This window comes from Pantoea stewartii (assembly GCF_011044475.1).
Classification (GTDB): Bacteria; Pseudomonadota; Gammaproteobacteria; order Enterobacterales; family Enterobacteriaceae; genus Pantoea; species Pantoea stewartii.
Genome location: NZ_CP049115.1, coordinates 1,142,745 through 1,167,263, shown reverse-complemented (window position 1 = coordinate 1,167,263; position 24,519 = coordinate 1,142,745). Strand labels below are relative to the sequence as shown.

Sequence of the window (24,519 nt, the reverse complement as noted above, 5' to 3'; positions counted from 1 at the left end):
GTGCTACACTAATTTTAGTCGTTTTTTTCTACGAGAATATGCTAATCTGTGTTTATGCATATTGAGTCGCAACGGTAAATCTGAAAGGAGTAAAAAATGTCCAAACAACAAATCGGCGTTGTAGGTATGGCTGTAATGGGCCGTAATTTGGCTCTCAATATTGAGAGCCGCGGTTATACTGTTTCAGTTTTCAATCGTTCGCGTGAAAAAACGGATGAAGTGATTGCTGAAAATCCAGGCAAAAAATTAGCTCCATTTTATTCTGTTGAGGATTTCGTAGACTCCCTTGAGAAGCCACGTCGTATCTTATTAATGGTGCAAGCTGGAGAGGCTACTGATAAAACTATTGCATCTCTCACACCACATCTTGATAAAGGCGATATTTTAATAGATGGTGGTAATACTTTCTATAAAGATACTATCCGTCGAAATAAAGAACTATCGGATAAAGGATTTAATTTTATTGGCACAGGTGTATCTGGCGGAGAAGAGGGGGCGCTTAAAGGGCCCTCAATTATGCCCGGTGGTCAAAAAGAAGCTTACGAACTTGTTGCGCCTATTCTTAACAAAATCGCAGCGCGTGCCGAAGATGGTGAAGCCTGTGTGACTTATATTGGTTCTGATGGCGCAGGCCATTACGTTAAAATGGTTCATAATGGCATTGAATATGGTGATATGCAGTTAATCGCAGAAGCCTACTCTCTGTTAAAAGGTGCACTCAACTTAACAAATGAAGAGTTAGCCGACACCTTTACGGAATGGAATAATGGTGAGTTAAGTAGCTATCTCATAGACATTACTAAAGATATATTCACCAAAAAAGATGAAGATGGTAATTATTTAGTTGATGTCATTTTAGATGAAGCAGCTAATAAGGGGACAGGGAAGTGGACGAGCCAGAGTTCTCTTGACCTCGGTGAGCCGTTATCATTAATCACAGAATCTGTATTTGCTCGCTACCTTTCTTCTCTTAAATCTCAACGTGTCGCTGCTTCTAAAGTTTTAAGTGGGCCAGTAGCTAAAAAGTTCACCGGAGATAAAGCCGAATTTATTGAAAAAGTTCGTCAAGCTTTGTATCTGGGTAAAATTGTTTCTTATGCACAAGGCTTCTCACAATTAAAGGCTGCCTCAGATCAATATAACTGGGATCTACAGTATGGTGAAATTGCTAAAATTTTCCGTGCAGGTTGTATTATCCGTGCTCAATTCCTTCAGAAAATCACTGATGCTTACTCCGCTGATGTAAATATTGCTAACTTACTTTTAGCACCTTACTTCAAAAAAATTGCTGATGAATATCAGCAAGCACTCCGTGATGTGGTTGCTTTTGCTGTTCAGAACGGGATCCCGACACCAACCTTCTCGTCAGCAGTTGCGTATTATGACAGCTACCGCTCAGCAGTTCTGCCTGCTAATTTAATTCAGGCACAACGCGACTTCTTTGGTGCGCATACCTATAAACGCATCGATAAAGAAGGTGTGTTCCATACGGAGTGGCTCGAATAAAATATAAAAAAGCCTCTTTTCTAACGGAGGCTTTTCAATTATTGTCACTCTGGATCTTTGACTCACAATTAAAGGTAATTCGAGCTGAATTAATGAATTTATGACTAATAAAAGCAATACAAACGACGAGCATTCATCCTCACATGGTGGGTACGTGAAAGAGCAGCCTGATTCCGATATTGATTTATTTGATTTAGTCTTACAGCTATGGCGTGGTAAGGTTGTAATCATTTCTACCGTTATTATTTCTGTTTTAATTGGTGTGGTTTACATCAACGTCGTGAAAGAAAAGTGGGTTTCTACATCGACGGTAACTCTTCCTGCCGCTGGGCAGGTCGCGAATTACAATGCTGCATTGAGTATCGTTTATGCTGACTCTCCACAGGATAAACCTTCGCTCACTGGGCTCCAGACTCAAATGTTTAATCGTTTTACTGCTTCTATGAGCGCGTTAGCTGGAGCTCTCGCTAACCTCGAAAAGCCTCTGACGTTAACTTTAAGGCCCGTCAAGGGTAGTGACGACGCGGTAAGCATTTCATTTGTCGGACAAAGCGCAAAAGAAGCCCAAATGCAACTGACTCAATATATTTCCCAGGTAAACGATGAGGTTGTTAAAGACTATGGCGATGATATTAAAAGAAATTTAAGCGTTAAAACACGTGAGCTTACCAATACTTTAGATACTTACAAGCAAGTTGCATTGAACCAAAAAGAGCATCGTCTTGATGTCATAAAACAGGCTTTGAAAATCGCCGATGCATCTAATGTAGGTAAGTTACAAGTTAATCAGGCAGAGTTTCTTTCTGATGATACTTTATATTTATTAGGCAGTGATGCACTTAAAGCGATGGTAGAGAATGAAAACTCCAAACCATTAGATTTCAGCAAAGAATATTATGACGCGCAACGTGCTTTACTTGCTGTTACGCATCTAAAAATTGAGGTTGACAACCTACAATCTTTTCGTTACATCTCGCAGCCTGACTTACCACTTAAACGCGTTAGTCCTAAAAAAGGCTTAGCTTTGATTCTTGCATTTATAATTGGAGCGCTACTGGGATCATTTATAGTTATTGGGCGTAATTCACTCATTAGCTATCGTAATCGGGGCCTGTAAAAATTTGAAAGGTTGGCCTGTATTTTGACCAACCTTTTATTTTTCTGTGCTCACGCTTGAGCCATATATAACTTCGTTTATCGATGATTTAATCAAAAAGAAGATAATTACTCATTCGATTATGATTGAATGCCATGTTAAACCAACAACTCCCCACTCCTCACCGCCTTATCGCCCGCCAGCCTTAACACCAGCATGCCTGCCGTCGCAAATCTGGCCCAGTGCCGCGCGTATAGCACGCCTCCAAATTCTGCGACCAAGGGCGTGATGTGGTCGGTGACAGGATCAACAATCTCCGCAACCACTTCTCCTGGACGGATTCGCGCGCCCAGCGGTTTGCGATACAGGATTAGGCCCGATACCGGTGAGTGAACATATTCACAACCCGCCAGCGGCGTCGGGGGATTTTTAAGCGGCGGCATTAAAGCCGACGTGCCTTCAGTGTGTCGCTGCTTGATAATACTGCCTTCTTCTGCGGCCTGCGCCACACCAGGCGCACCCAGTCCGGTGCCGCTCTCATCCACACCGACCACATCCTCGCCGCCGCTCACCACCGACACCAGCTCATCACCGCCAATCACCGGCGCAGCGACTTCAACGGACACGGACGTATCGGCCGCAGAGATATAGCCGGATTCCTGCAACGCGTTAATGATCGCATCTGCGTCCTGCTCAGCCTGTTCAGGCGAGACATCACGTACGCCACGTAGCTCCAGCGTTACCGGCAGCAGGCCGCGCGGCATCGGGAATGTTTCACCAAATTTTTCAGCCAGCGTCAGCCAGGGTTCACAGCAGGCTTCGTCGAAGGGCTCACCCCCCGATATCTGTGCCAGTAGCTGCACTTCACTGCCCAGCCAGCGTGCTAAGGGTTCGATATCCGGCCATGCATGTGGCGTGGTGTAAAGGTGTGGAACCGCCTCCCAGTCACAATGCAAATCAATCATCAGATCGGCCTGACTGGCCATGCGCATCAGCGTATAACGCTGGGCTTCCAGTTCAGTTTTGGCGATTGTGTCACGGTAGTAACGGTCAATCGCATCACGAATCAGCTGCCGGTTCTGACTCTCATTCTGGGTCAGCGTCTCGGCCAGTTCCCCCGCCAGAAGTGCACCCAGAGACGGGAATTTGCGGTTAAAATCCTGGCCGGACTGTGCGTGGAAGCGTCCCAGATGCGTACCGTGCCAGTGTTGGCTCAGGGCCAGCGGATTGGATACCGGTATCAGGGAGAAAAAAGCTTTGAGTCGTCCGGCAGATTCCAGCGCCTGTAAACGCTGCTTAAGATACCAGGCCACCGCCATCCCCGGGATCTCGTCGCCATGTAAGGAAGCCTGAATATAGACCTGGCGACTGTGATCATCGCCAAAATGAAAACTGACAATTTCACGCTGGGTGCCGAGAGAGGCGCTTAACAAAGGGTGATGTTGTTGGTACATACCGTGTTAATGTCCTTTTGTCGGTTCAGGGGCGGACAAATGCCGCCCATAAAGTCATTGAGTATAGTCATGCAGGCGGAGGAGGGGGAAAAAGCCTGCCCTGACGTTACGGTTGAATGGAAATATCCGTGGCGAAATATTTCTTTTGCAGTTTGTCAAAGGTGCCATTTTTCTTAATGGCTGCGAAGGCATCATCCAGCGCAGTTTTCAGTTCGGTATCGCCTTTACGCAGGCCAATCGCCGTGCCCGGCCCGATGATCGGGTCTTTCACAATCGGCCCGGCCAGTTCAAAGGCGCTGCCCTGAGGTTGTTTGAGAAAACCGTTTGCCGCCTGAGCCGCATCGGTAAAGACCGCATCAAGGCGCCCGGCCACCAGATCACTTTCAACCTGCGCCTGATCGCCATAGGGCACGACCGTCACGCCAAAAGGTTGCCATTTTGCCCGGGCATAACGCTCCTGCACAGTGCCTTGTTCTACGCCTACGGTTTTGCCTTTCAGCGATTCCGGGGTGGGCAACAGGCCCGACCCCTTACGCGCGATAAGCTGGGTGTGCGTATCGTACAGCGGCACGGTAAAGTCGATTTGCTTCAGTCGCTCTTCGGTGATGCCCATATCAGACAGAATGGCGTCGAATTTACGCGCTTTAAGCGCCGGAATCATCCCGTCGAACTGGCTTTCCACCCAGACACATTTGGCCTGCATCTGCGCGCACAGCGCGTTACCTAAATCGATATCAAAGCCGACCAGCTTCCCCTGCGGCGTTTTGGATTCAAAAGGGGGATAGGTGGGATCAACAGCGAAGCGAACCTGCTCAATTTTCGCCTGGGCGCCAAACGCGCAGCCAGCCAGGAGGGCCAGCGCTAACGCTTTGTGTAAACGGGTTTTCAGAGAAGTGATTGCCATAGTTTTCGGTCTTCTGTTGTCGTAATAGTGTATTACGCAGAGTACCTTTCACCCGGGATGATGGCAATTAGAGGATGATTTTCACAATGTTAGCCTGGCAAAGGCCACGGTAATCCTGGGTATTCAGTACGACAGACTGGTCGAGTACGCCGGCGTTAAAGGCAATCTCGTCATAGCGCTCAAACAGCAGCGGGTCGACCACCACAGTTAAATCAGGATGAAAGCTGAACGGGGGAATCGCACCAAATACGCAGCCGGTCAGCACATCGACCTCTGCGGGCGAGGCAAGGGATGCCCGGCGTCCGCCTACGGCTGAGGCGACTTTACTGAGATCGGCCTGCTGATCCGCAGGCAGTACCGCCAGAACATGTTGTTTGACGCCATTGCCTTTCACAAGACACACCAGCGCCTTTGCGCCCTGTCCGACTGCCGTGCCGCGAATTTTGGCAACGGCTTCACATTTGCCGGTTGCCTCATGCTGCATCAGGCGGTAACGCGCGCGATGCTGGTCGAGCAGAGCAATGAGTTTTTCATGCGTAGTCACGGTAAAATCCTTACAGGTCAAATGGACGGGAAAGGCTGCTCAGCAAACCGTCGAGCAGCCGTAACGCAGTCTGTCACTTATGACGGGCGCGCAGGTTATTGATGATGGTGCTGAGATCCAGATCCTGATCCTGCAGCAGTACCAGCAGGTGATAGATCAGATCGGAGGCTTCGTTCGTCAGTTCCTCACGATCGTTCACCGTGGCAGCCAGCGCGGTTTCCACGCCTTCTTCACCGACCTTCTGCGCAATCCGTTTGGTGCCGCTGGCATAGAGTCTGGCGGTGTAAGAGCTTTCCGGGTCGGCCTGCTTACGGGACGCCAGCAGTTGTTCCAACTGATAGAGGAACGTCCAGTCAGGCGCAGCAGGGGTGAAGCAGCTGGAGGTGCCCAGATGGCAGGTGGGGCCAATCGGGTTGGCCAGCACCAGCAACGTGTCGTTGTCGCAGTCAGGTGTGATGCTCACGACCTGTAGAAAGTGTCCTGAGGTCTCGCCTTTGGTCCACAGACGGTTTTTGGTGCGTGAAAAGAACGTCACGTTGCCGTCCTGCAGCGTTTTTTCCAGCGCCGCCTGATTCATATAACCGTGCATCAGAACTTCACCAGAAACAGAGTGCTGGACGATGACCGGCATCATGCCTTGGGTTTTTTCCCAGTCTAACCGGGCCAGTTGTTGTTCAGTTAACACGCACGAATCTCCACACCGTTGTCGATCAGAAAGCGTTTCAGCTCGCCGATATTAATAATTTGTTTGTGAAAAACCGACGCCGCCAGCGCGCCATCGACATTGGCCTGCTCAAAGGCTTCAAGGAAGTGAGTCATGGTACCCGCACCGCCAGAGGCGATCAGCGGTACCTTGCAGACATCACGTACCTTCTTCAACTGCACCAGGTCATAACCGTTGCGCACGCCGTCCTGGTTCATCATGTTGAGGACAATCTCGCCTGCGCCCCGTTTCTGCACTTCCTGCACCCAGTCCAGCGTTTCCCACTGGGTCACGCGGGTGCGGGATTCGTCGCCGGTATACTGATTAACATGGTACTTCCCGCTGGCATCATCAAACCAGGTATCAATACCGACCACGATGCACTGGACGCCAAAGCGGTCGGCCAGGCGGGTGATCAATGAAGGATCGGCCAGCGCAGGGGAGTTAATGGAAATTTTGTCCGCACCAAACTCCAGAATCCGCGCGGCATCTTCCGGGGTTTTGATGCCGCCTGCCACGCAGAACGGAATGTCGATGACTTCGGCAACGCGCGCAACCCAGCTTTTATCCACTACGCGGTCGTCCGATGAAGCGGTGATATCGTAAAACACCAGCTCGTCCGCACCTTCTTGCGCATAGCGCTGCGCCAGCGGCACGATGTCGCCAATAATTTCGTGGTTACGAAACTGAACGCCTTTTACCACCTGACCGTCACGCACATCGAGACAAGGAATTATCCGTTTTGCCAGCATGCTATGGCCTCCGAAACTGTAAATTTGCCTTCCAGTAGCGCACGTCCGACGATCACGCCCTGAACACCGCTGCCGCGAAGGGCGGCAACGTCACTGAGTTCACCAATACCGCCTGAGGACTGAAACGCAATCTGCGGAAAGCGTGCGGTCACTTCTTTATACAGATCCACGTTCGACCCGCTGAGCGTACCATCACGGGAAATGTCGGTGCACAGAACATGCTTCAGCCCGACAGGCTGGAACTGTTCAATGACCTCTTCGAGCGTAACGCCCGCCGCTTCCTGCCAGCCGCTAATCGCCACCTCTTTGCGGTTGGTCGCATCAATACGGACGTCCAGCGCCAGCACAATCGCGTCCGGGCCAAACTCGGTAAACCAGGCTTTCACTTCCTCGGGCTGTTTGACGGCGGTCGACCCTACCACCACACGGCTGGCACCCGCGTCCAGTAACGCTTTAACGTCTTCCCGACTGCGAATGCCGCCGCCAACCTGGACCACCGCATCCACGCCGTTAAGCAGGCTTTTCAGTAAGGTAATCTGGCGTTTCGCCGGATCTTTAGCACCGGTTAAATCCACAAGGTGCAGTACCGTTGCGCCCTGGCGTGCGTAATCCTGTAAGCGGGGTAACGGATCGCTGCCGTAATCGCGCTGACGGGCATAATCACCCTGATGCAGGCGCACAACCTTGCCATCAATTAAATCTAATGCGGGGATAATCATTACATCTCCAGGAAGTTTTTCAGCAACTGCGCGCCGACTTTGCCAGAGCGTTCCGGGTGGAACTGCACGCCAAAGAAGTTATCTTTCTGTACCGCGGCCGTGAACGCCTGACCATAGTGACACTGCGCAATGGTGCTGGCATTTACGGGCATCGCAAAGCTGTGTACGAAGTAGAAGTAGCTGCCTTCATCAATGCCGCGGAACAGATGATTACCGGCCTGAGCGGTGATCTGGTTCCAGCCCATGTGCGGTAACGGTAACCCCTGCGTGTCCATCAGTGACACGGGCTGGTCGATAATGCCCAGCGTGGGCACACCGCCATTCTCTTCGCTGTGGCTGCCCAGCAGCTGCATGCCCAGGCAAATACCCAGCACCGGCTGCGTACAGGCCTTGACCAGCTCAATCAGCTCACGCTCCTGCAGTTGGTTCATGGCCGCCTGCGCGGTGCCAACGCCGGGCAGAAACAGCTTATCGGCGCGCAGGACGACATCCGGATGGCGACTGACCTCTGGCGTATAGCCCAGACGTTCAACGGCCCACTTTACCGACGACAGGTTGGCACAGCCTGTATCCAGGATCACCACGTTCATTACAGCACTCCTTTAGAGCTCGGCAGGGTATTTCCCTCAACGCGAATCGCCTGACGTAAGGTCCGGCCAAAGGCTTTGAATAAACTTTCCACACGGTGATGATCGTTTTTCCCTTTGGTTTTCAGGTGCAGGGTGCTCATCATGGCGTAGGACAGGGAACGGAAGAAGTGCTCGACCATCTCGGTGCTCAGATCGCCAACGCGCTGATAGCTGAATTCCGCTTTAAATTCGATATGTGGACGACCAGAGATATCCAGTGCACAGCGCGCCAGGCACTCATCCATCGGCAGCACAAAGCCAAAACGGCCAATGCCGCGCTTATCGCCCAACGCTTTCAGCAGCGCTTCGCCTAATGCCAGACCGGTATCTTCTACCGTGTGGTGATCGTCAATATACAGGTCACCGTTGACGTCGATGTTCATGCGGAAGCCGCCATGCACGGCAATCTGGTCCAGCATATGATCAAAGAAGCCGACGCCAGTGTTGATCTTACTGCCGCCTTCGCGGTCCAGCCACAGTTCCACGCGGACCTGGGTTTCTTTGGTGTTGCGTTGGACCAGCGCGTAGCGGTCGCGCTGCGTCAGCTGCTGCTGAATCGCTTTCCAGTCCTGACCTTCTGCGCCATAGCGAATGCCCTGAATCCCCATATTTTCCGCCAGCTGAATATCGGTCTGGCGATCGCCAATCACATAGCTGTTGGCCGTATCAAGGGCGCCTTCAGCCAGCCAGGCCTCAACCATCTGGGTTTTCGGCTTACGGCACGCGCAGTGGTCTTCAGGCTTATGGGGACAAATCAGCACATCGCTAAAACGAATGCCCTGCGATGACAAAATCTGCATCATCAGCGTGTGTGGGCCATCGAAGTCCGCCTGTGGAAAACTGTCCGTGCCCAGACCGTCCTGATTGGTAATCATCACCAGCTGATAGCCTGCGTCCTGCAGCGCCAGCAGTGCAGGCACGACGTCCGGCTCAAACGCCAGCTTATCCATCCGATCCACCTGAAAGTCCTGCGGCGGTTCGGAGATAATCGTGCCATCGCGGTCAATAAAAAGGGTCTTCTGACTCATGCTTACTCCAGAGATAAGGCTTGCAGCGCGGCGATCAGGCGTTCGCACTCGGTGCGGGTTCCCACCGAGATGCGCAGACAGCCTGCGAGGCCGGGGTTCTTGTTTTGGTCACGCAAAATAATGCCCTGATCCCACAAGGTTTTAAACACCTTTGGTGAATCGGTAAAGCGCACCAAAATATAGTTGGTTTCGCTGGGGAAGACCTGCTCCACGACGCGAATTTGCGGCAACTGTTCAAACAACCAGCTACGGTTGGCATTCAGCTCATCGACGTGCTGGCGCATTAAGGCAATCCCTTCGTCGCTCAGTGCCTGGCCCGCCACGTCGGCCACCGGTGTCGCCAGCGGATAGGGCGCAATCACCTTCATCAGCAGGTCGATAACCGGTTTATTCGCCAGCGTAAATCCGCAGCGCAGACCGGCCAGCGCGAAGGCTTTCGACAGGGTGCGCAGAATGACCAGGTGCGGATATTCGCGCAACCAGCCCGCCAGCGTCGCCTGTGGACAAAATTCAATATAGGCTTCATCCGCGACGACCAGCGCTTTGCCGGCGGTCATCGCCAGTAGCTGACGGATAGCGTCCTGATCAATCAGGTTGCCCGTAGGGTTGTTCGGGCTGCACATATAAACGACTTTCACACCGTCGAGCTGTTCGGCAATCGCGGGCAGGTTCAACTGCCAGTCTTCACGTGCCGGCACGGTACGGTACTCAATGCCGATGGTTTCCGCGCTGACGCTGTACATACCGTAGGTCGGTGGGCAGAACAGAATCGCGTCTTTGCCGGGCTCACAGAACGCCCGCATCAACAGCTCAATGCCTTCATCTGCGCCGCGGCTGACCAGCACCTGCTCAGGAGACAGGCCCGCGTAAGCCGCATAGCGGGTGATTACCTGCTTCGGCTGGCATTCCGGGTAGCGGTTCAGGGTTTGCTGCGACAGCTCAAAGGGCACCGGCAGCGGAAACTCGTTAGCATTCAGCCAGACATCACCGTTGCCGCCCAGACGGCGCGCCGACTGATAGGGCGTCAGCGCACGCACATTGGCGCGGGCCAGTTTTTCAATATCCTGACTCATGCTTGCTCCTTGAGCGCGGTGACGCGCAACGTGACGGCATTTTTGTGGGCATCCAGCTGCTCCGCGGCGGCCAGGGTTTCAATGGTGGCGGCGAGATCCATAAAGCCCTGCGGCGTCAGTTCCTGTACCGTCATACGTTTCTGGAAGTCGGCCAGCCCCAGGCTGGAGCAGGTCGCGGTATAACCATAGGTAGGTAGCACATGGTTCGTGCCGGAGGCATAATCGCCTGCAGACTCGGGCGACCAGTCGCCCAGGAACACGGAGCCTGCGCTGGTGATTTGCTCAACCAGGTCGCGCGGCGTGCGGGTTTGCAGAATCAGGTGCTCCGGACCATAGCGGTTGGAAATCGCCACACACTGTTGCAAATCGCGGGCTACGATCAGGCGGCTGCTTTCCAGCGCCTTACGGGCCGTGGCGGCACGCGGCAGCTGCGCCAGCTGTTGTTCGACAGCGTCAGCCACGCGCTCAGCCAGCCCCTGTGAAGGCGTCAGCAGAATCACCTGCGAATCCGGCCCGTGTTCCGCCTGAGACAACAGGTCGGACGCCACGAACGCGGGCGTGGCACCGTCGTCGGCGATCACCAGCACTTCTGACGGGCCCGCGGGCATATCGATCGCCGCGCCATCGAGGCTCTGGCTGACCTGACGTTTGGCTTCGGTGACCCAGGCGTTGCCCGGTCCGAAAATTTTAGCCACTTTCGGCACGGTCTCGGTGCCGAAGGCCAGGGCGGCAATGGCCTGCGCACCGCCCACCTGAAATACTTCTTCTACGCCACACAGCTGGGCCGCATAGAGAATCTCGTCGGCAATCGGCGGCGGTGAGCACAGCACCACGCGGCCGCATCCGGCAATACGTGCCGGTGTCGCCAGCATCAATACGGTGGAAAACAGCGGGGCGGACCCCCCGGGAATATAGAGGCCGACCGATTGCATCGGGCGCGTCACCTGCTGGCAACGCACGCCCGGCTGGGTTTCGATATCCACGGCTGGCAGAATCTGCGCACGGTGGAAAGTCTCGATATTGGCGACCGCCACCGCCATTGCCTGTTTGAGTTCATCACTGAGACGATCGCTGGCAGCCTGCATCTGCTCAGCGGTCACGCGAAAATCCGTCAGCTCAACCTTGTCAAAGCGCGCGCTAAAATCGCGCAGAGCTGCGTCGCCTTCGCTTTTCACGCGCGCCAGAACGTCACGCACAATCTGACTGATGCTGTCAGAGGCAGACAGCGCCGGGCGTGCCAGCAACGCCTGTTGCGCCTCCGCGCTGCACGCCTGCCAGTTCACGGGTGTCATGATTTTGCTCATCGTTTACTCCAGCATTTTTTCGATTGGCAGCACCAGAATCGAACTGGCACCCAGCGCTTTGAGTTTTTCCATGGTTTCCCAGAACAGCGTTTCGCTACTCACCATGTGCATTGCCACACGGCTCACATCGCCCGCCAGCGGTAACACGGTTGGACGCTCGGCGCCCGGCAGCAGGCTAATGACTTCTTCCAGACGCTCGCTCGGTGCATGCAACATGATGTATTTGGATTCACGTGCTTTAATCACGCCCTGAATACGGGTCATCATTTTATCGATCAGCTCCTGCTTGGCCGCGGGCATGTCGCCGTCGCGCTGAATCAGCACGGCTTTAGAACGATAGATGACTTCCACTTCACGCAGACCGTTCGCTTCCAGCGTGGCACCGGTGGAGACCAGATCGCAGATCGCATCGGCCAGGCCGGCACGCGGCGCCACTTCGACCGAGCCGTTCAGCAGACAGGATTTAAAGGCGATACCTTGCTTGTCGAGATACTGTTTTAACAGGTGAGGATAGGAGGTGGCGATGCGGGCATTGTTCAGGCACTGCGGGCCGGTGTAAGCGTCATCGACCGGCATGGCCAGTGACAGACGACAGCCGCCAAAGTCGAGGCGACGCAGCGTGAAGTAGCGAGGATCTTCCCCCTGTGCGCGGCGCGTCAGTAACTCTTCTTCCAGCACGTTTTCGCCGATAATGCCCAGGTCGACCACGCCGTCCATCACCAGGCCCGGAATATCGTCATCGCGCACGCGCAGAATATCGATAGGCATATTTTCAGCGAAGGCGATCAGACGCTGTTGCTGAAGATTGATTTTGATCCCGCAGCGCGCCAGCAGCTCGCGTGAATCATCGCTCAACCGACCTGATTTCTGCATAGCTATGCGTAAACGGCTATTGTCTAACATTGTTCCTGTCCCCTTAATTAACCTGTCCTGAATGCGTATTTTGCGTCAGCCCATAAAAAAACCCCCGGAAGACGATCTTCCGGGGGTTCTCTTGCGTTCGCACCACTGGAAGATCCTAGACGTCTTCCAGCACACATCGCCTGAAAGACTAGTCAGGGTGATGGTGGTGATGATGGTTGAACTGAACGCGTGTCATAAAATTCTCGATAATGAAAAGTTATTCATTTGTGTGGAATTAACCTAACGAAGATAGTTGAAATTGGCAACTCTTTTTTAATGTTGTTCTTCGCAAAGCACAGAAACACTTTGCACTGGTTTGCAACTCAGGGGCAGCTTAAGATGGCTGAATCTTGACGTTCGCAGCAGGAGACAATATGAAAAAGGTCGCAATTGTAGGACTCGGCTGGCTGGGCATGCCGCTTGCGATGGCGCTGACCGCGCGAGGCTGGCAGGTGACCGGCAGTAAAACCACGCCGGATGGCGTAGAGGCGGCCCGTCGTTGTGGCATCGATGCGTTTCAACTTGAACTGACGCCCGAACTGGTCTGTGAGGCCGAGGACCTGGAGGCGCTGTTTGACGTGCATGCGCTGGTTGTCACCCTGCCCGCCAGCCGCACGGCAGAGGGCGGCGACGCCTATGTGCAGGCAGTACAAAACGTGGTGGATACCGCGCTGGCGCGCAATGTCCCACGGATCATCTTTACCAGTTCCACCTCCGTCTATGGCGGCAGCACCGGTATCAAAACGGAGAAAAGCCCGCTTCAACCAGAAACCACGGCAGGCAAAACGCTGGTGGACCTGGAAAACTGGCTGCACGACTTACCCGGCACCAGCGTCGATGTATTGCGTCTGGCCGGGCTGGTGGGCCCGAAACGGCATCCTGGTCGCTTCCTGGCCGGCAAACAGGATTTACCCAATGGATCGCACGGGGTGAATCTGGTGCATCTGGATGATGTAGTGGAGGCGATTATGCTGCTGCTGCAAACGCCAAAAGGCGGCAGGACGTTCAACCTGTGTGCGTTAAAACATCCGTCCCGCGCCCATTTCTATCCCTGTGTGTCGCGCCAGCTGGGCATGACGCCGCCCACCTTTGAACCGCAGACGCACGGCGACAGCGGTAAGTTGATTGACGGCGCGCGTATCTGTCACGAGCTGGGCTTTGAATACCGCTACGACGATCCGCAGAAAATGCCGCTGGAGTGAGTGTGGCTTTCCCCTTAGCGGGGAAAGCGTCGTATTCTGTTCCTGATCACACGCCGAGTCGGTCGCGTAAGGCATACCAGGCGGCACCCATGGCCGTCAGCGGCACTTTAAATCGCCGTCCGCCAGGGAAGGGCAGATGCGGAAGCTTCGCGAAGGCATCAAAGCGCTCAGCATCCCCACGTAACACTTCGCTTATCAGCTTGCCGGAAAGGTGCGTGCAGGTCACGCCGTGACCGCTGTCGCCCTGCATAAAGTAGACATTGTTTTCCAGCCGACCAAACTGTGGCATGCGCGACAGCGTCAGCAGAAAATTTCCGCTCCAGGCGAAATCAATCTTCACGTCCTGCAACTGCGGAAAGGTGCGTAGCATTTTAGGCCGGATCATCGTGATCACATCGCCAGGCTCGCGCGCCCCATAAACCACACCGCCACCATAGAGCAGCCGGTTGTCGGCGGTCAGGCGGAAATAGTCCAGCAGATAATTGGAATCTTCTACCGAATAGTTGTTGGGTAACAGCGCTAATGCCCGGTCACGGGACAGCGGTTCGGTGGCAATGATTTGCGAGCCGCATGGCATGCTTTTGCGACTCAGGCGCGGTTCGAGTTCGGAAGGCAGATAAGCATTGCCGGCAAAAATCAGAAACGTGGCGCTGACTTCTCCCTGTGCCGTTTTTACCCGATTAGGTGAACCGTAGCTGACGCTTACCGCGGCGGACTGTTCATAGATACGACCGCCGTGGCGACGAATGGCTTCGGCTTCTCCCAGCGCCAGATTCAGCGGATGCAGATGTGCGCCGCGTTTGTCGAGCAGCCCACCTACATAGCGCTCTGAGCCGATCTCGCGACGAATGCCGCGCTCATCTAATAGTTCAAGCTGGTCGTTACCGTAACGCTGCCAGGCGGCTTTTTGACTGGCCAGGTGCGCCATCTGACGGCGGTTAAACGCGGCGAAGATACCGCCCGGGCGGTAATCGCAGGCGATCGCGTAACGGTCGATACGATCGCGAATAATATCACCGCCTTCAAACATCATACTGCCCAGCATTTTCGCGCTGTCTTTGCCGTAGCGTTGTTCAATCACATCCACGTCGCGGCTGTAGGAATTCACGGCCTGGCCGCCATTGCGGCCGCTGGCACCATAACCAACACGAGCCGCTTCAAGCAGCACCACATCGTAACCCGCTTCGGTTAAAAACAGGCCGGCCGATAAGCCCGTAAAACCGGCACCAATAATGCAAACGTCACACTGGATGCTTTCCTGCAGCACCGGCCAGGGCGCATGGGGGTTCCGTGTGGAGGTGTAGTAGTTTTCTACGTAATTCATATCAAGCTCCTTGGCGAACGTCCCTGATTAAAAATTGGCGGGCGTATGGGCGCTGACGATGCGACAGGGCACATCGGCCTGGTTGGTAAAACTGTGCGGCAAACCCGTATCGATCACGTAACTTTCGCCGGCCGTCAGATGAAATTGCTGACCGTTAACTTCCAGTAGGATGCGCCCTTCCAGCAGGGTGCCGGTCTCTTCGCCCGCATGGCGTAACTTTTCGCCGGTACTGGCACCTGGCTGGTAAGTTTCCAGTAACATGCCTAACGCCCGGGTTTTCGTGCCGTTATCAACCAGTTTAAGCGAAACGCCCTGACTGCCGATTTCCAGCAGATCTTCAGGCCGGACCACCACTTTGGGCGCGTCCTCAGCATGCGGCTCCGAAAAAAACGCAGACAAAGACAGGCCATAAACCTTCAGCAACTTTTGCAGCGTGCTGACCGCCGGGCTGACCTTATCCTGTTCGATAGTACTGATGGCGCTGTGGGTCAGTCCGGCCAGTTCCGCGACGCGCCGTTGTGACAGTCCCATGGCCTGACGGATCTGCGCCAGGCGGCGTCCCGGAGCCTGAGCCGCATCATTCATACCTTTTTCCTCTGGTGATAGTGCAGGGCGGCCTGAATAAAGCCGTCAAACAGCGCAAAGGACGGCGTGGCGGGTTTCAGCTGCCATTCAGGATGCCACTGTACGGCAAGGGCGAAAGGGTGCGCTGGCAGGCTGACCGCCTCAATCAGACCATCGGGCGCACGGGCCTCAACGCGCACCTGCGGTCCCGCTTCACGAATGCCCTGGTGATGAACGGAGTTGACGGTGATCGGCGCACGCCCCAGCAGCCTGTCCAGCAATCCTCCCGGTGCAATCTGGATGGCATGAGCGGGTGCGTAAGTTTGTTCAGGTGAGGCATCCTCGTCTGCATGGTGGCGCTGAAACTGCGGATGGTGGTCAAGGTGGCGATACAGGGCACCGCCGTTGGCCACGACCAGCTCCTGCATGCCCCGACATATGCCCAGCAGCGGCACCTGTTTACCGACAGCATGCGTAATAAGGTTAAACGCCAGGCGATCGCGGCCGGCATCTGCCTCCGGCTCTTCGCCTTCTTCGCCATACAGCCAGGGCGCCAGGTGGCTGGGGCTCCCGGTCAGCAGAATGCCGTCCAGCACAGCCATAGCGTTTTCTGATAGATGCGGGGCAGCCATAAGGTGATGGGGCAGGGCAAGCGGCACGCCGCCCGCCAGGACGATGGCATCAAGATATTTGTTGTGGACAGACTGAACCGGGTGGCCCTGATTGTGCGTCTGGCACATCACTACGCCAATCAAAGGCTTGTCAAAAATAATGCCCATCTTTCCCCCTTAACTGCTGTTCGAAATATTTGACGAAAAGGGCATGTCTGATGGTTAAGTGTGCAATATTTTGTCAATCTAGCAATCCATTGGTCGATCTTCAAACAGATTTGTTACATTTGCACACTTTTTACGTTAGAGCTATGTTAGATGAGTGGCGGTTTTTTTGAGCATTACGCACTCCCATTTTTGTGGTCAAAGGCGGATGAAATCATGACTAACCTGGTAGAAGTAGAAGACTTCACGCTTCACAGTGAAGAGAGACGAACCAGCGCGTTCCAGCAAGAAGTGAAAAACTGGCTGGAGCGCCACCCTGAAACGCAGTATGTCGATATCTTGCTCAACGATTTAAATGGTGTTTTTCGCGGTAAGCGCATCCCGGTTTCGGCCTTAGCCAGGCTGGAAAAAGGCTGCTACTTTCCCGCCTCGGTTTTTGCCATGGATATTCTCGGCAATACCGTCGAAGAGGCCGGTCTGGGCCAGTCGCTTGGTGAACCCGATAACCTCTGCCTTCCCGTCCATGGCACGCTCGTCCCCTCCGCCGCCGATCCGCAACACATTGCACAACTGCTGTTAACCATGTGCAACCAAGATGGCACTCCCTTTGACGTTGAACCCCGAAATGTTCTGAACCGGCTGTGGCAACAGCTGCGTAATCGTGGACTGTTTCCGGTGGTAGCGGTAGAGCTGGAGTTCTATCTGGTCGATAAAAAGCGCGATGCAGAAGGCTATATTCAACCGCCCTGTGCGCCAGGCAGTGACGATCGCAACAGACAAAGCCAGGTTTACTCGCTGGATAATCTCGATCACTTCGCCGATGTCCTGCGTGATATTGATGCGCTGGCCCGTCTGCAGGGCATTCCTGCGGATGGCGCGCTGGCGGAAGCCTCGCCGGGGCAATTCGAAATCAATCTCCATCATACCCGTGATGTGCTGAGCGCCTGCGACCATGCTATCCAGCTCAAGCGCCTTATCCGCCAGGTGGCAGAGAACCACGGCATGACGGCAACGTTTATGGCAAAACCCTATGAGGACTATGCCGGAAGCGGGATGCACGTCCATATCAGCATGCTTGATGCCGCTGACCATAATGCCTTTGCCTGTGATGACGGAAGCGATTCCCCGCTGCTGAAACGCACGCTGGCGGGCATGATTGACCTTATGCCTGCCTCCATGGCGCTGCTGGCCCCCAACGTCAATGCCTTCCGTCGTTTTGTGCCCGATGCCTACGTTCCTTTGCAGGCGTCGTGGGGCCACAATAACCGTACGGTAGCGTTGCGTATTCCCTGTGGCGATCTGGAAAGTCGCCGCATCGAGTACCGGGTAGCCGGGGCGGATGCGAATCCTTATCTCGTCATGGCTACCATTCTGGCCGGCATGTTGCACGGCCTCGATACGCAATTGCCGCTGCCACAGCCGGTTAAAGGAAACGGCCATGAAGCGGAAGGGCTGGCGCTGCCGATTCGGCAGAGCGATGCACTCTATGCCTTCGAAAGCAGCTATCCTTTACAAAAATTACTGGGTGAGAAATTTGCCAAAGTGTGGTTTAGCTGCAAAAATTATGAGCTTATGCAGTTCGAAAGATTAATCACTGCTACCGAAATTGACTGGATGCTGAAAAACGCCTGATTAAAATTTTGCATTCTATGCGACAACGTCTTGAAATAATGCGTTGGGTTAGGGCAAAATACGCCCCCTGCAAATTCAGAACATAACCGACGCTCACCGCGCCGGTTATTTTTTTGCATATTGTTTTTAACGCGTAGCATTTAGCTGACACCAACGAGGCCGGGCACGCACCCGGATAGATAAACACTGAAAACACGCAGCCGCGTGAGATTGAGGATGTAAAGATGGGGATGTTTAACACTCTGCCAGCCCAGGCTGGTACACGTTTCCGTGATGACTACGGCGCCGCGCTGGCCGCCAGCCTTACTCCCTGTCGCTTAATGCGCAGTTTCCTTGTGAATCAACCCAGCCAGGTTGCTGCGCAAGGAGGACTGAAGCATGTCGCTTAATACCTCTGCCGCACCACAACGTGCCCAACTGAAAAAAACGCTGACGTTACTTCCTGTTGTCATGATGGGCTTAGCCTACATGCAGCCGATGACCCTGTTTGATACCTTTGGTATCGTATCGGGCCTGACGGACGGTCACGTTGCCACCGCTTATGCTTTCGCCCTGATTGCGATTCTGTTTACCGCCGTGAGTTACGGTAAGCTGGTACGCCGCTTCCCATCTGCGGGCTCCGCTTATACCTACGCTCAGAAGGCCATCAGTCCGCACGTCGGCTTTATGGTGGGCTGGTCATCGCTGCTGGACTATCTGTTCATGCCGATGATCAACATTCTGTTGGCTAAAAACTATTTTGAAACCCTGGTGCCAGGGATCCCGTCGTGGATTTTCGTGGTGCTGCTGGTGGGCTTTATGACGCTCTCCAACCTTAAGGGCATCAAAACGGTCGCTAACTTCAACAGCGTGATTGTCATCCTTCAGGTGGTGGTCATGGTCGGTATCACCGCGATGGTGATTTACGGCGTGGCGCACGGCGAAGGTGCGGGAACAGTGGTAAGCAGTAAACCGTTCTGGTCTGAAAACGCCCATGTGGTGCCGATGATCACCGGTGCGACGATTCTGTGTTTCTCATTCCTCGGTTTTGACGGCATCAGTTCGCTGTCAGAAGAAACGAAAGATGCAGAACGTACCATTCCGCGTGCGATTTTCCTGACGGCGCTGATTGGTGGCCTGATGTTTATTGTCGCGTCGTACTTCCTGCAACTGTATTTCCCGGACATCTCGCGCTTTAAAGAGCCGGATTCGTCGCAGCCTGAAATCATGCTGTATGTGGCCGGTAAAGCGTTGCAGATCGGTATCCTGATCTTCTCTGTGGTCACGGTACTGGCGTCCGGTATGGCAGCGCACGCAGGCGTTTCACGTCTGATGTACGTGATGGGCCGTGATGGTGTGTTCCCGGAGCGTTTCTTCGGCTATATCCATCCAAAATGGCGCACGCCGTCCCTGAACGTGATTCTGGTGGGTGCCGTAGCGTTGATGGCGATCAACTTCGATCTGGTCACCGCGACTGCGCTGATTAACTTTGGTGCGCTGGTTGCGTTTACCTTCGTTAACCTGTCAGTGATTGCGCAGTACTGGGTACGTGAAAAACGGAATAAAACCCTGAAAGATCACGTCCAGTATCTGGTTCTGCCGATGATGGGTGCCCTGACCGTGGGTGCACTGTGGGTTAACCTGGAGCAAAGTTCTATGGTGCTGGGACTGATCTGGGCCGCGATTGGTATTGTTTACCTGGCCTTTGTGACGCGCAGCTTCCGCAATCCCGTTCCACAGTTTAGCGAAGAAGTGTAATCCCCCGGCCCTGCTCATTCACAGAGCAGGGCCGTTTTCTGTCAGCTTTTAGTTGCCAGCATCAGTTCCCAGCTTCCTGCCTGTAACGCATTCCGTCCTGCGGCATTTAACTGATCATCTGTCACAATCACATCAAACTTTTCCAGCGGTAAGGCCAGCCACGTCGCGATTTTATCGTATTTCGAGCTGTCGCTGAGCAGCACGCGTTTGCTGCTGACGTCACACACGGCCTGTTTAACCGCTACCTTGTCTTCATCCGGCGTAAACAAACCGCGCAATCCCCAACTGGAAGTGGAGACAAAGGCAATGTCAATTGCCAGTTGCCGCAGGTGGCGTGCGGCTGCATCGCCAATGCAGGAACGGTTATCCCGACAGACGGTGCCACCGGTATGAATCACGCGGCAGCGGCTCGCCTCCATCAGCAAATTGGTCACCATAAAATCATTGGTGACCACTAACAGGTCCTCCCTGTCGGCAATTTCCCGCGCCAGCGCCAGTGTGGTCGTACCGGCATCCAGATAAATACAGCTGTCAGGCGGAATCAGCTGAGCGGCCAATTTGCCGATAGCGTTTTTTTCTTCATTACACAGCGCGGTCTTGGTCAGGTGCGAGGGTTCGCTCGCCAGGCGGTTAGCGGAGCGCACGCCACCGGAAACCGACAGCACCGCGCCCTGTTCCTCCAGCTTCTGCACGTCCCGACGAATCGTCATGTGTGACACGCCAAAACGCTCGGTCAGTTCGGCGATGCTCATTACGCCGCGCTCGGCCACCAGTGCCAGAATCTGTTGATGACGCTCAACGGGGATCATATACACCTCGGTTTATCATTTTTTCACATTGTAGGGGATGCCTTCACAAAGACACACGAAAATTTTGCTCCAGATCCCCTTTGCTGGTGGCGGTTTGACCGCGATACCTGGCAATAACAGTCACGTGACTGATGTGAATAAATGTTCAATCACGGCCTCATTAAGTTAATTTATGTGAAATACGGCACGTTTTTACCTGCACTTTCCTGCCACTATTACCAGCAGAGACCAAAAATTCACTTAATTTAACAAGGGAGGCCACCGATGCCCGCTTCAAACATCTGTGTCATAGGTTTAGGCTCAATGGGGATGGGCGCGGCGCAGTCCTGCATCCGGGCTGGGCTGGCGACATGGGGCGTTGATCTGAATCCGCAGGCCTGCGAAACGCTGCGCCAGGCAGGCGCGCGTGACGCGCAGTCGTCGGCTCATGCCTTTGCCGAACACCTGGATGCTGTCCTGTTGCTGGTCGTGAATGCCCGGCAGGTTAATGCGATTCTGTTTGGCGAGCAGGGGCTGGCGGCCAGGCTGAAGCCGGGCACGGCGGTGATGGTATCCTCCACCTTGTCCGCGCAGGATGCGCAGCAGATCGCCGCCAGACTGGCGGACTGTCAGTTGCTGATGCTGGATGCGCCAGTGTCCGGTGGGGCCGCCAAAGCCGCCAGTGGCGAGATGACCGTGATGGCATCCGGGAGCGATGCGGCCTTTGCGGCTTTGCAACCGGTACTGGATGCGGTCGCCGCAAAGGTTTACCGCGTCGGCACGGAAATCGGTCAGGGATCGACAGTCAAAATCATTCATCAGCTGCTGGCGGGCGTGCACATTGCCGCCGGGGCCGAAGCCATGGCGCTGGCCGCCCGCGCCGGGATTCCGCTCGATACGATGTATGAGGTGGTCACTAACGCAGCGGGCAACTCATGGATGTTTGAAAACCGTATGCGCCATGTCGTCGACGGCGACTATCGACCGAAATCCGCAGTGGACATCTTTGTCAAAGACCTGAATCTGGTCGCCGATACGGCGAAAGCCCTGCATTTCCCGCTACCGCTGGCCTCTACCGCGCTGAATATGTTCACTGAGGCCAGCAATGCCGGTTTTGGCCGCGAGGATGACAGTGCGGTGATTAAAATCTTCAGCGGCATTACGCTGCCCCAGCGCGAGGAGGCGATGTGATGCGCTTAGGGGTGATTGCCGACGATTTTACCGGCGCAACCGACATTGCCAGCTTTCTGGTGCAGAACGGGCTTTCTACCATTCAGTTTAACGGCATCCCAGAACAGACAACGGTCCCGGATGCCCAGGCCATTGTGGTCAGTCTGAAATCGCGATCCTGTGCGCCGGCGCTGGCCGTCAGTCAGTCGCTTGCGGCGCTGCGCTGGCTGCAGGCGCAAGGCTGTGAGCGCTTTTATTTCAAATACTGCTCCACGTTCGACAGCACCGCTGCGGGTAACATCGGTCCGGTGACGGATGCGCTCATGGCCGCGCTGAATGAGACGCTGACGGTGATCTGCCCGGCATTGCCGGTCAACGGACGTACCGTTTATCAGGGCTACCTGTTTGTGGGGGAACACCTGCTGTCGGAGTCCGGCATGCGCCATCATCCTGTCACGCCGATGACCGACAGTAACCTGCTAAGGCTGATGGCGTGTCAGAGCACGGGAAAAGCCGGGCTTATTCCGTTAGCCACGGTCGAGCAGGGCGCAGGCGCGATAACAGAGCAACTTGAACACCTGCGTGCTCAGGGCGTGAACTATGCCGTAATCGACACGCTTACTGAGCAGCATCTGCTGAATCAGGGCGAAGCGCTGACGTCGATGCGGCTGGTCACGGGCGGCTCCGGGCTGGCCATTGGCCTGGCACGCCAGTGGTCAACATCTGGCTGCGACGATGATCAGGCGCAGCGCGCGGGCTATCCGCAGGGGCAGCGGGCCGTAGTGCTTTCGGGTTCCTGTTCACCAATGACCAACCGCCAGGTCAACGCGTATCGCCAGCAGGCTCCCGCCCGGGAAATTCACGTTGAGCGTTGCCTCAACGATGAACAGTACGCCGGGGCGCTGTGCGACTGGGTCGTTGAGCATGCCGACGGGCCGCTGGCCCCGATGCTCTTTGCCACTGCGGATGCGCAACAGCTGCAGTCGATCCAGCAGCATTTCGGTGCACAGCGCAGCAGTGAGGCGGTAGAGCAACTGTTTGCTCAGGTGGCGAGAGAGCTGCAATCCCGCGGCTGGCAGCGCTTTATCGTGGCGGGCGGCGAAACCTCGGGCGTGGTCGCCCAAAGCCTGGGCGTGACCGCCTTCCATATTGGTCCGGTGATTTCGCCCGGTGTGCCCTGGGTCAGAGATATCCAGCAGCCGCTGTCACTGGCGCTGAAGTCTGGCAATTTTGGCGATGAGCAGTTCTTCCGCCGCGCACAAACGGAGTTTTCACATGACTGAACAACAGGCCCGCGAAGAGATGGTCAGACTGGGTGCCTCGTTCTTCCAGCGTGGTTACGCCACCGGCTCGGCCGGTAATCTGTCGCTGCTGCTGGACGACGGCACCTTACTGGCAACGCCCACGGGGTCCTGCCTGGGCGAACTGGATGCGGAGCGTCTGTCTAACGTGACGTTACAGGGGGAGTGGATAGCCGGGGATAAACCGTCGAAAGAGATCGCCTTTCACCGGGCGCTCTACCTGAATAATCCGGACTGCCGGGCAGTGGTTCACCTGCACAGTCACTACCTGACCGCGCTTTCCTGCCTGCAACATCTGGACAGCCAGAACTGCATCCGCCCGTTCACGCCCTATGTGGTGATGCGGGTCGGCGATGTACCGGTGGTGCCGTATTATAAACCGGGTGATGCGCGGCTGGCGGAGGATCTGGCGCTGCTTGCCCCGCGTTACCGCGCCTTCCTGCTGGCAAACCATGGTCCGGTGGTGGTCGGCAAAACCTTGCGCGAAGCGGCGGATAATACCGAGGAGCTGGAAGAAACGGCGCGTCTGATGTTTACCCTGGGCGATCGCGCCATTCGTTATTTAACCGCCGACGACGTCGCTGAACTCAGGAGCCGGTAATGCCAAAGTTTGCAGCTAACTTATCTACCCAGTTCAACGAAATGCCTTTTCTGCAACGCTTTGCCGCGGCGGCACAGGCGGGCTTCAGCGCGGTCGAGTTTCTGTTTCCCTACGAATATCCGGCTGAGCAACTGAAAGCGCTGCTGGCGGATAACGGGCTTAAACTGGTGCTGTTTAACACCGCACCGGGCAACGTTGACGCGGGGGAATGGGGCGTTTCGGCTATTCCCGGACGGGAAGCCGACGCGCGCGCAGATATCGACCGGGCGCTGGCATATGCACGGGCGCTGGATTGCCCACAGGTGCATATCATGGCCGCAACGGTGCCGCCGGGTGCCGATCGCCAGCGCTATGTCGAGACATTCATCCGCAACATGCGCTACGCGGCAGAACGATTTGCCCCGTATAACATCCGCTTGTTGATCGAAGCCCTTAATCCCACGACCAAACCGCACTATCTCTATGCCAGCCAGTATCACACGCTGGAGATGGTCGACCTTATCGACCGGCCCAATGTATTCACCCAACTGGATCTGTTTCATGCCCAGATTGTGGACGGCAATCTCAGCCATCTGATTCGCCATTACGCCGGACGTTATCGCCATGTGCAAATCGCCGCCGCGCCCAGTCGACATGAACCTGACGAGGGCGAGATCAACTACCCCTGGCTGTTCAGCCTGTTAGATGAGGTGGGCTACGACGGTTGGGTCGGCTGCGAATATTTCCCGCGCGGCGACACCGTAGAGGGGCTGAGCTGGCTGGCGCCCTGGATGAAAAACCGCTGAGTTAACGTGAAAAAATCACACCGG

At 55.0% G+C, this 24,519-nt stretch carries 26 protein-coding genes and 1 other annotated feature; of the genes, 10 read left to right on the top strand and 16 right to left on the bottom strand.

The window, feature by feature from the left end; translation table 11 throughout:
• Window positions 1-96: 96 nt before the first annotated feature.
• Window positions 97-1,506, top strand: coding sequence for an NADP-dependent phosphogluconate dehydrogenase (gene gndA, locus G5574_RS05580; RefSeq protein ID WP_133745360.1), 1,410 nt, complete (start codon window positions 97-99; stop codon window positions 1,504-1,506).
• Between the two features lie 154 nt (window positions 1,507-1,660).
• Entirely contained in the window at window positions 1,661-2,623 is a 963-nt protein-coding gene (wzzB, locus tag G5574_RS05575; RefSeq protein ID WP_243835877.1) for an LPS O-antigen chain length determinant protein WzzB, read from the top strand.
• A 137-nt stretch (window positions 2,624-2,760) separates the two neighbouring features.
• Here wzzB and G5574_RS05570 read toward each other — a convergent pair whose 3' ends face one another.
• From G5574_RS05570 to hisL, 12 genes are all read right to left on the bottom strand, one after another.
• Complete coding sequence (locus tag G5574_RS05570; protein ID WP_164482225.1) at window positions 2,761-4,056, bottom strand: succinylglutamate desuccinylase/aspartoacylase family protein; 1,296 nt, start codon at window positions 4,054-4,056, stop codon at window positions 2,761-2,763.
• Between the two features lie 106 nt (window positions 4,057-4,162).
• Window positions 4,163-4,960, bottom strand: a complete 798-nt coding sequence (locus G5574_RS05565) for an ABC transporter substrate-binding protein (protein WP_033740450.1) — start codon at window positions 4,958-4,960, stop codon at window positions 4,163-4,165.
• 67 nt (window positions 4,961-5,027) lie between these two features.
• The gene (locus G5574_RS05560) at window positions 5,028-5,504 is read right to left on the bottom strand and encodes a YbaK/prolyl-tRNA synthetase associated domain-containing protein (protein WP_133745358.1); all 477 of its coding nucleotides are present in this window, start codon (window positions 5,502-5,504) and stop codon (window positions 5,028-5,030) included.
• Between the two features lie 73 nt (window positions 5,505-5,577).
• On the bottom strand, window positions 5,578-6,189 hold the full coding sequence (gene hisIE / locus G5574_RS05555) for a bifunctional phosphoribosyl-AMP cyclohydrolase/phosphoribosyl-ATP diphosphatase HisIE (protein ID WP_133745357.1): 612 nt from the start codon (window positions 6,187-6,189) through the stop codon (window positions 5,578-5,580).
• Complete coding sequence (hisF, locus tag G5574_RS05550; RefSeq protein ID WP_006119833.1) at window positions 6,183-6,959, bottom strand: imidazole glycerol phosphate synthase subunit HisF; 777 nt, start codon at window positions 6,957-6,959, stop codon at window positions 6,183-6,185. The genes hisIE and hisF overlap by 7 nt, the downstream gene beginning before the upstream one ends.
• Complete coding sequence (gene hisA / locus G5574_RS05545; protein WP_033740446.1) at window positions 6,941-7,678, bottom strand: 1-(5-phosphoribosyl)-5-[(5-phosphoribosylamino)methylideneamino]imidazole-4-carboxamide isomerase; 738 nt, start codon at window positions 7,676-7,678, stop codon at window positions 6,941-6,943. The genes hisF and hisA overlap by 19 nt, the downstream gene beginning before the upstream one ends.
• Window positions 7,678-8,268 (bottom strand): imidazole glycerol phosphate synthase subunit HisH, encoded by a 591-nt coding sequence (gene hisH, locus G5574_RS05540; protein WP_006119831.1) that lies wholly within the window; start codon window positions 8,266-8,268, stop codon window positions 7,678-7,680. The genes hisA and hisH overlap by 1 nt, the downstream gene beginning before the upstream one ends.
• Window positions 8,268-9,335 (bottom strand): bifunctional histidinol-phosphatase/imidazoleglycerol-phosphate dehydratase HisB, encoded by a 1,068-nt coding sequence (gene hisB, locus G5574_RS05535; RefSeq protein ID WP_033740444.1) that lies wholly within the window; start codon window positions 9,333-9,335, stop codon window positions 8,268-8,270. The genes hisH and hisB overlap by 1 nt, the downstream gene beginning before the upstream one ends.
• Before the next feature lie 2 nt (window positions 9,336-9,337).
• Entirely contained in the window at window positions 9,338-10,408 is a 1,071-nt protein-coding gene (gene hisC, locus G5574_RS05530) for a histidinol-phosphate transaminase (protein WP_039338110.1), read from the bottom strand.
• Window positions 10,405-11,712 carry a histidinol dehydrogenase gene (gene hisD / locus G5574_RS05525; protein WP_006119828.1) on the bottom strand — a complete coding sequence of 436 codons (1,308 nt, stop codon included), beginning with the start codon at window positions 11,710-11,712 and terminating at the stop codon, window positions 10,405-10,407. The genes hisC and hisD overlap by 4 nt, the downstream gene beginning before the upstream one ends.
• A 3-nt stretch (window positions 11,713-11,715) precedes the next feature.
• Complete coding sequence (gene hisG / locus G5574_RS05520) at window positions 11,716-12,615, bottom strand: ATP phosphoribosyltransferase (RefSeq protein WP_006119827.1); 900 nt, start codon at window positions 12,613-12,615, stop codon at window positions 11,716-11,718.
• A 52-nt stretch (window positions 12,616-12,667) separates the two neighbouring features.
• Window positions 12,668-12,788, bottom strand: a sequence feature (His leader region).
• Window positions 12,764-12,811, bottom strand: coding sequence for a his operon leader peptide (gene hisL / locus G5574_RS05515; protein WP_100396937.1), 48 nt, complete (start codon window positions 12,809-12,811; stop codon window positions 12,764-12,766). It overlaps the preceding feature by 25 nt.
• A gap of 178 nt (window positions 12,812-12,989) precedes the next feature.
• Here hisL and G5574_RS05510 point away from each other — a divergent pair, with 178 nt between their 5' ends.
• Entirely contained in the window at window positions 12,990-13,817 is an 828-nt protein-coding gene (locus tag G5574_RS05510) for an SDR family oxidoreductase (protein WP_164482224.1), read from the top strand.
• A 46-nt stretch (window positions 13,818-13,863) separates the two neighbouring features.
• Here G5574_RS05510 and G5574_RS05505 read toward each other — a convergent pair whose 3' ends face one another.
• The 3 genes from G5574_RS05505 to puuD are packed head-to-tail and all read right to left on the bottom strand — an operon-like array spanning window position 13,864 to window position 16,484.
• Window positions 13,864-15,141, bottom strand: a complete 1,278-nt coding sequence (locus tag G5574_RS05505) for an NAD(P)/FAD-dependent oxidoreductase (protein ID WP_164482223.1) — start codon at window positions 15,139-15,141, stop codon at window positions 13,864-13,866.
• A 27-nt stretch (window positions 15,142-15,168) separates the two neighbouring features.
• Window positions 15,169-15,726 carry an HTH-type transcriptional regulator PuuR gene (gene puuR / locus G5574_RS05500; RefSeq protein ID WP_164482222.1) on the bottom strand — a complete coding sequence of 186 codons (558 nt, stop codon included), beginning with the start codon at window positions 15,724-15,726 and terminating at the stop codon, window positions 15,169-15,171.
• A complete protein-coding gene (gene puuD, locus G5574_RS05495; RefSeq protein WP_164482221.1) occupies window positions 15,723-16,484 on the bottom strand; it encodes a gamma-glutamyl-gamma-aminobutyrate hydrolase in 762 nt (253 codons plus the stop codon). Before puuD ends, puuR begins: the two co-directional genes overlap by 4 nt.
• A gap of 213 nt (window positions 16,485-16,697) precedes the next feature.
• Here puuD and G5574_RS05490 point away from each other — a divergent pair, with 213 nt between their 5' ends.
• The 3 genes from G5574_RS05490 to G5574_RS05480 all read left to right on the top strand — a co-directional run bounded on the left by G5574_RS05490 (window position 16,698) and on the right by G5574_RS05480 (window position 19,850).
• Window positions 16,698-18,113 (top strand): glutamine synthetase family protein, encoded by a 1,416-nt coding sequence (locus tag G5574_RS05490; RefSeq protein ID WP_033740953.1) that lies wholly within the window; start codon window positions 16,698-16,700, stop codon window positions 18,111-18,113.
• A gap of 224 nt (window positions 18,114-18,337) precedes the next feature.
• A complete protein-coding gene (locus tag G5574_RS05485) occupies window positions 18,338-18,502 on the top strand; it encodes a hypothetical protein (protein WP_006119821.1) in 165 nt (54 codons plus the stop codon).
• Window positions 18,492-19,850, top strand: coding sequence for an APC family permease (locus tag G5574_RS05480; RefSeq protein ID WP_039338101.1), 1,359 nt, complete (start codon window positions 18,492-18,494; stop codon window positions 19,848-19,850). Before G5574_RS05485 ends, G5574_RS05480 begins: the two co-directional genes overlap by 11 nt.
• 41 nt (window positions 19,851-19,891) lie before the next feature.
• Here G5574_RS05480 and ygbI read toward each other — a convergent pair whose 3' ends face one another.
• Window positions 19,892-20,659: a DNA-binding transcriptional repressor YgbI gene (ygbI, locus tag G5574_RS05475; protein WP_164482220.1), complete on the bottom strand. Its 768-nt coding sequence runs from the start codon at window positions 20,657-20,659 to the stop codon at window positions 19,892-19,894.
• Between the two features lie 264 nt (window positions 20,660-20,923).
• Here ygbI and ltnD point away from each other — a divergent pair, with 264 nt between their 5' ends.
• Genes ltnD through otnI form a run of 4 tightly spaced genes read left to right on the top strand, consistent with a single transcriptional unit; the run spans window position 20,924 to window position 24,495 of the window.
• A complete protein-coding gene (gene ltnD, locus G5574_RS05470) occupies window positions 20,924-21,829 on the top strand; it encodes an L-threonate dehydrogenase (protein ID WP_039338099.1) in 906 nt (301 codons plus the stop codon).
• Window positions 21,829-23,091 carry a 3-oxo-tetronate kinase gene (otnK, locus tag G5574_RS05465; RefSeq protein ID WP_164483209.1) on the top strand — a complete coding sequence of 421 codons (1,263 nt, stop codon included), beginning with the start codon at window positions 21,829-21,831 and terminating at the stop codon, window positions 23,089-23,091. The genes ltnD and otnK overlap by 1 nt, the downstream gene beginning before the upstream one ends.
• On the top strand, window positions 23,084-23,710 hold the full coding sequence (gene otnC / locus G5574_RS05460) for a 3-oxo-tetronate 4-phosphate decarboxylase (protein ID WP_006119816.1): 627 nt from the start codon (window positions 23,084-23,086) through the stop codon (window positions 23,708-23,710). Before otnK ends, otnC begins: the two co-directional genes overlap by 8 nt.
• On the top strand, window positions 23,710-24,495 hold the full coding sequence (gene otnI, locus G5574_RS05455; protein WP_058701601.1) for a 2-oxo-tetronate isomerase: 786 nt from the start codon (window positions 23,710-23,712) through the stop codon (window positions 24,493-24,495). Before otnC ends, otnI begins: the two co-directional genes overlap by 1 nt.
• The last annotated feature ends 24 nt before the right edge of the window (window positions 24,496-24,519 follow it).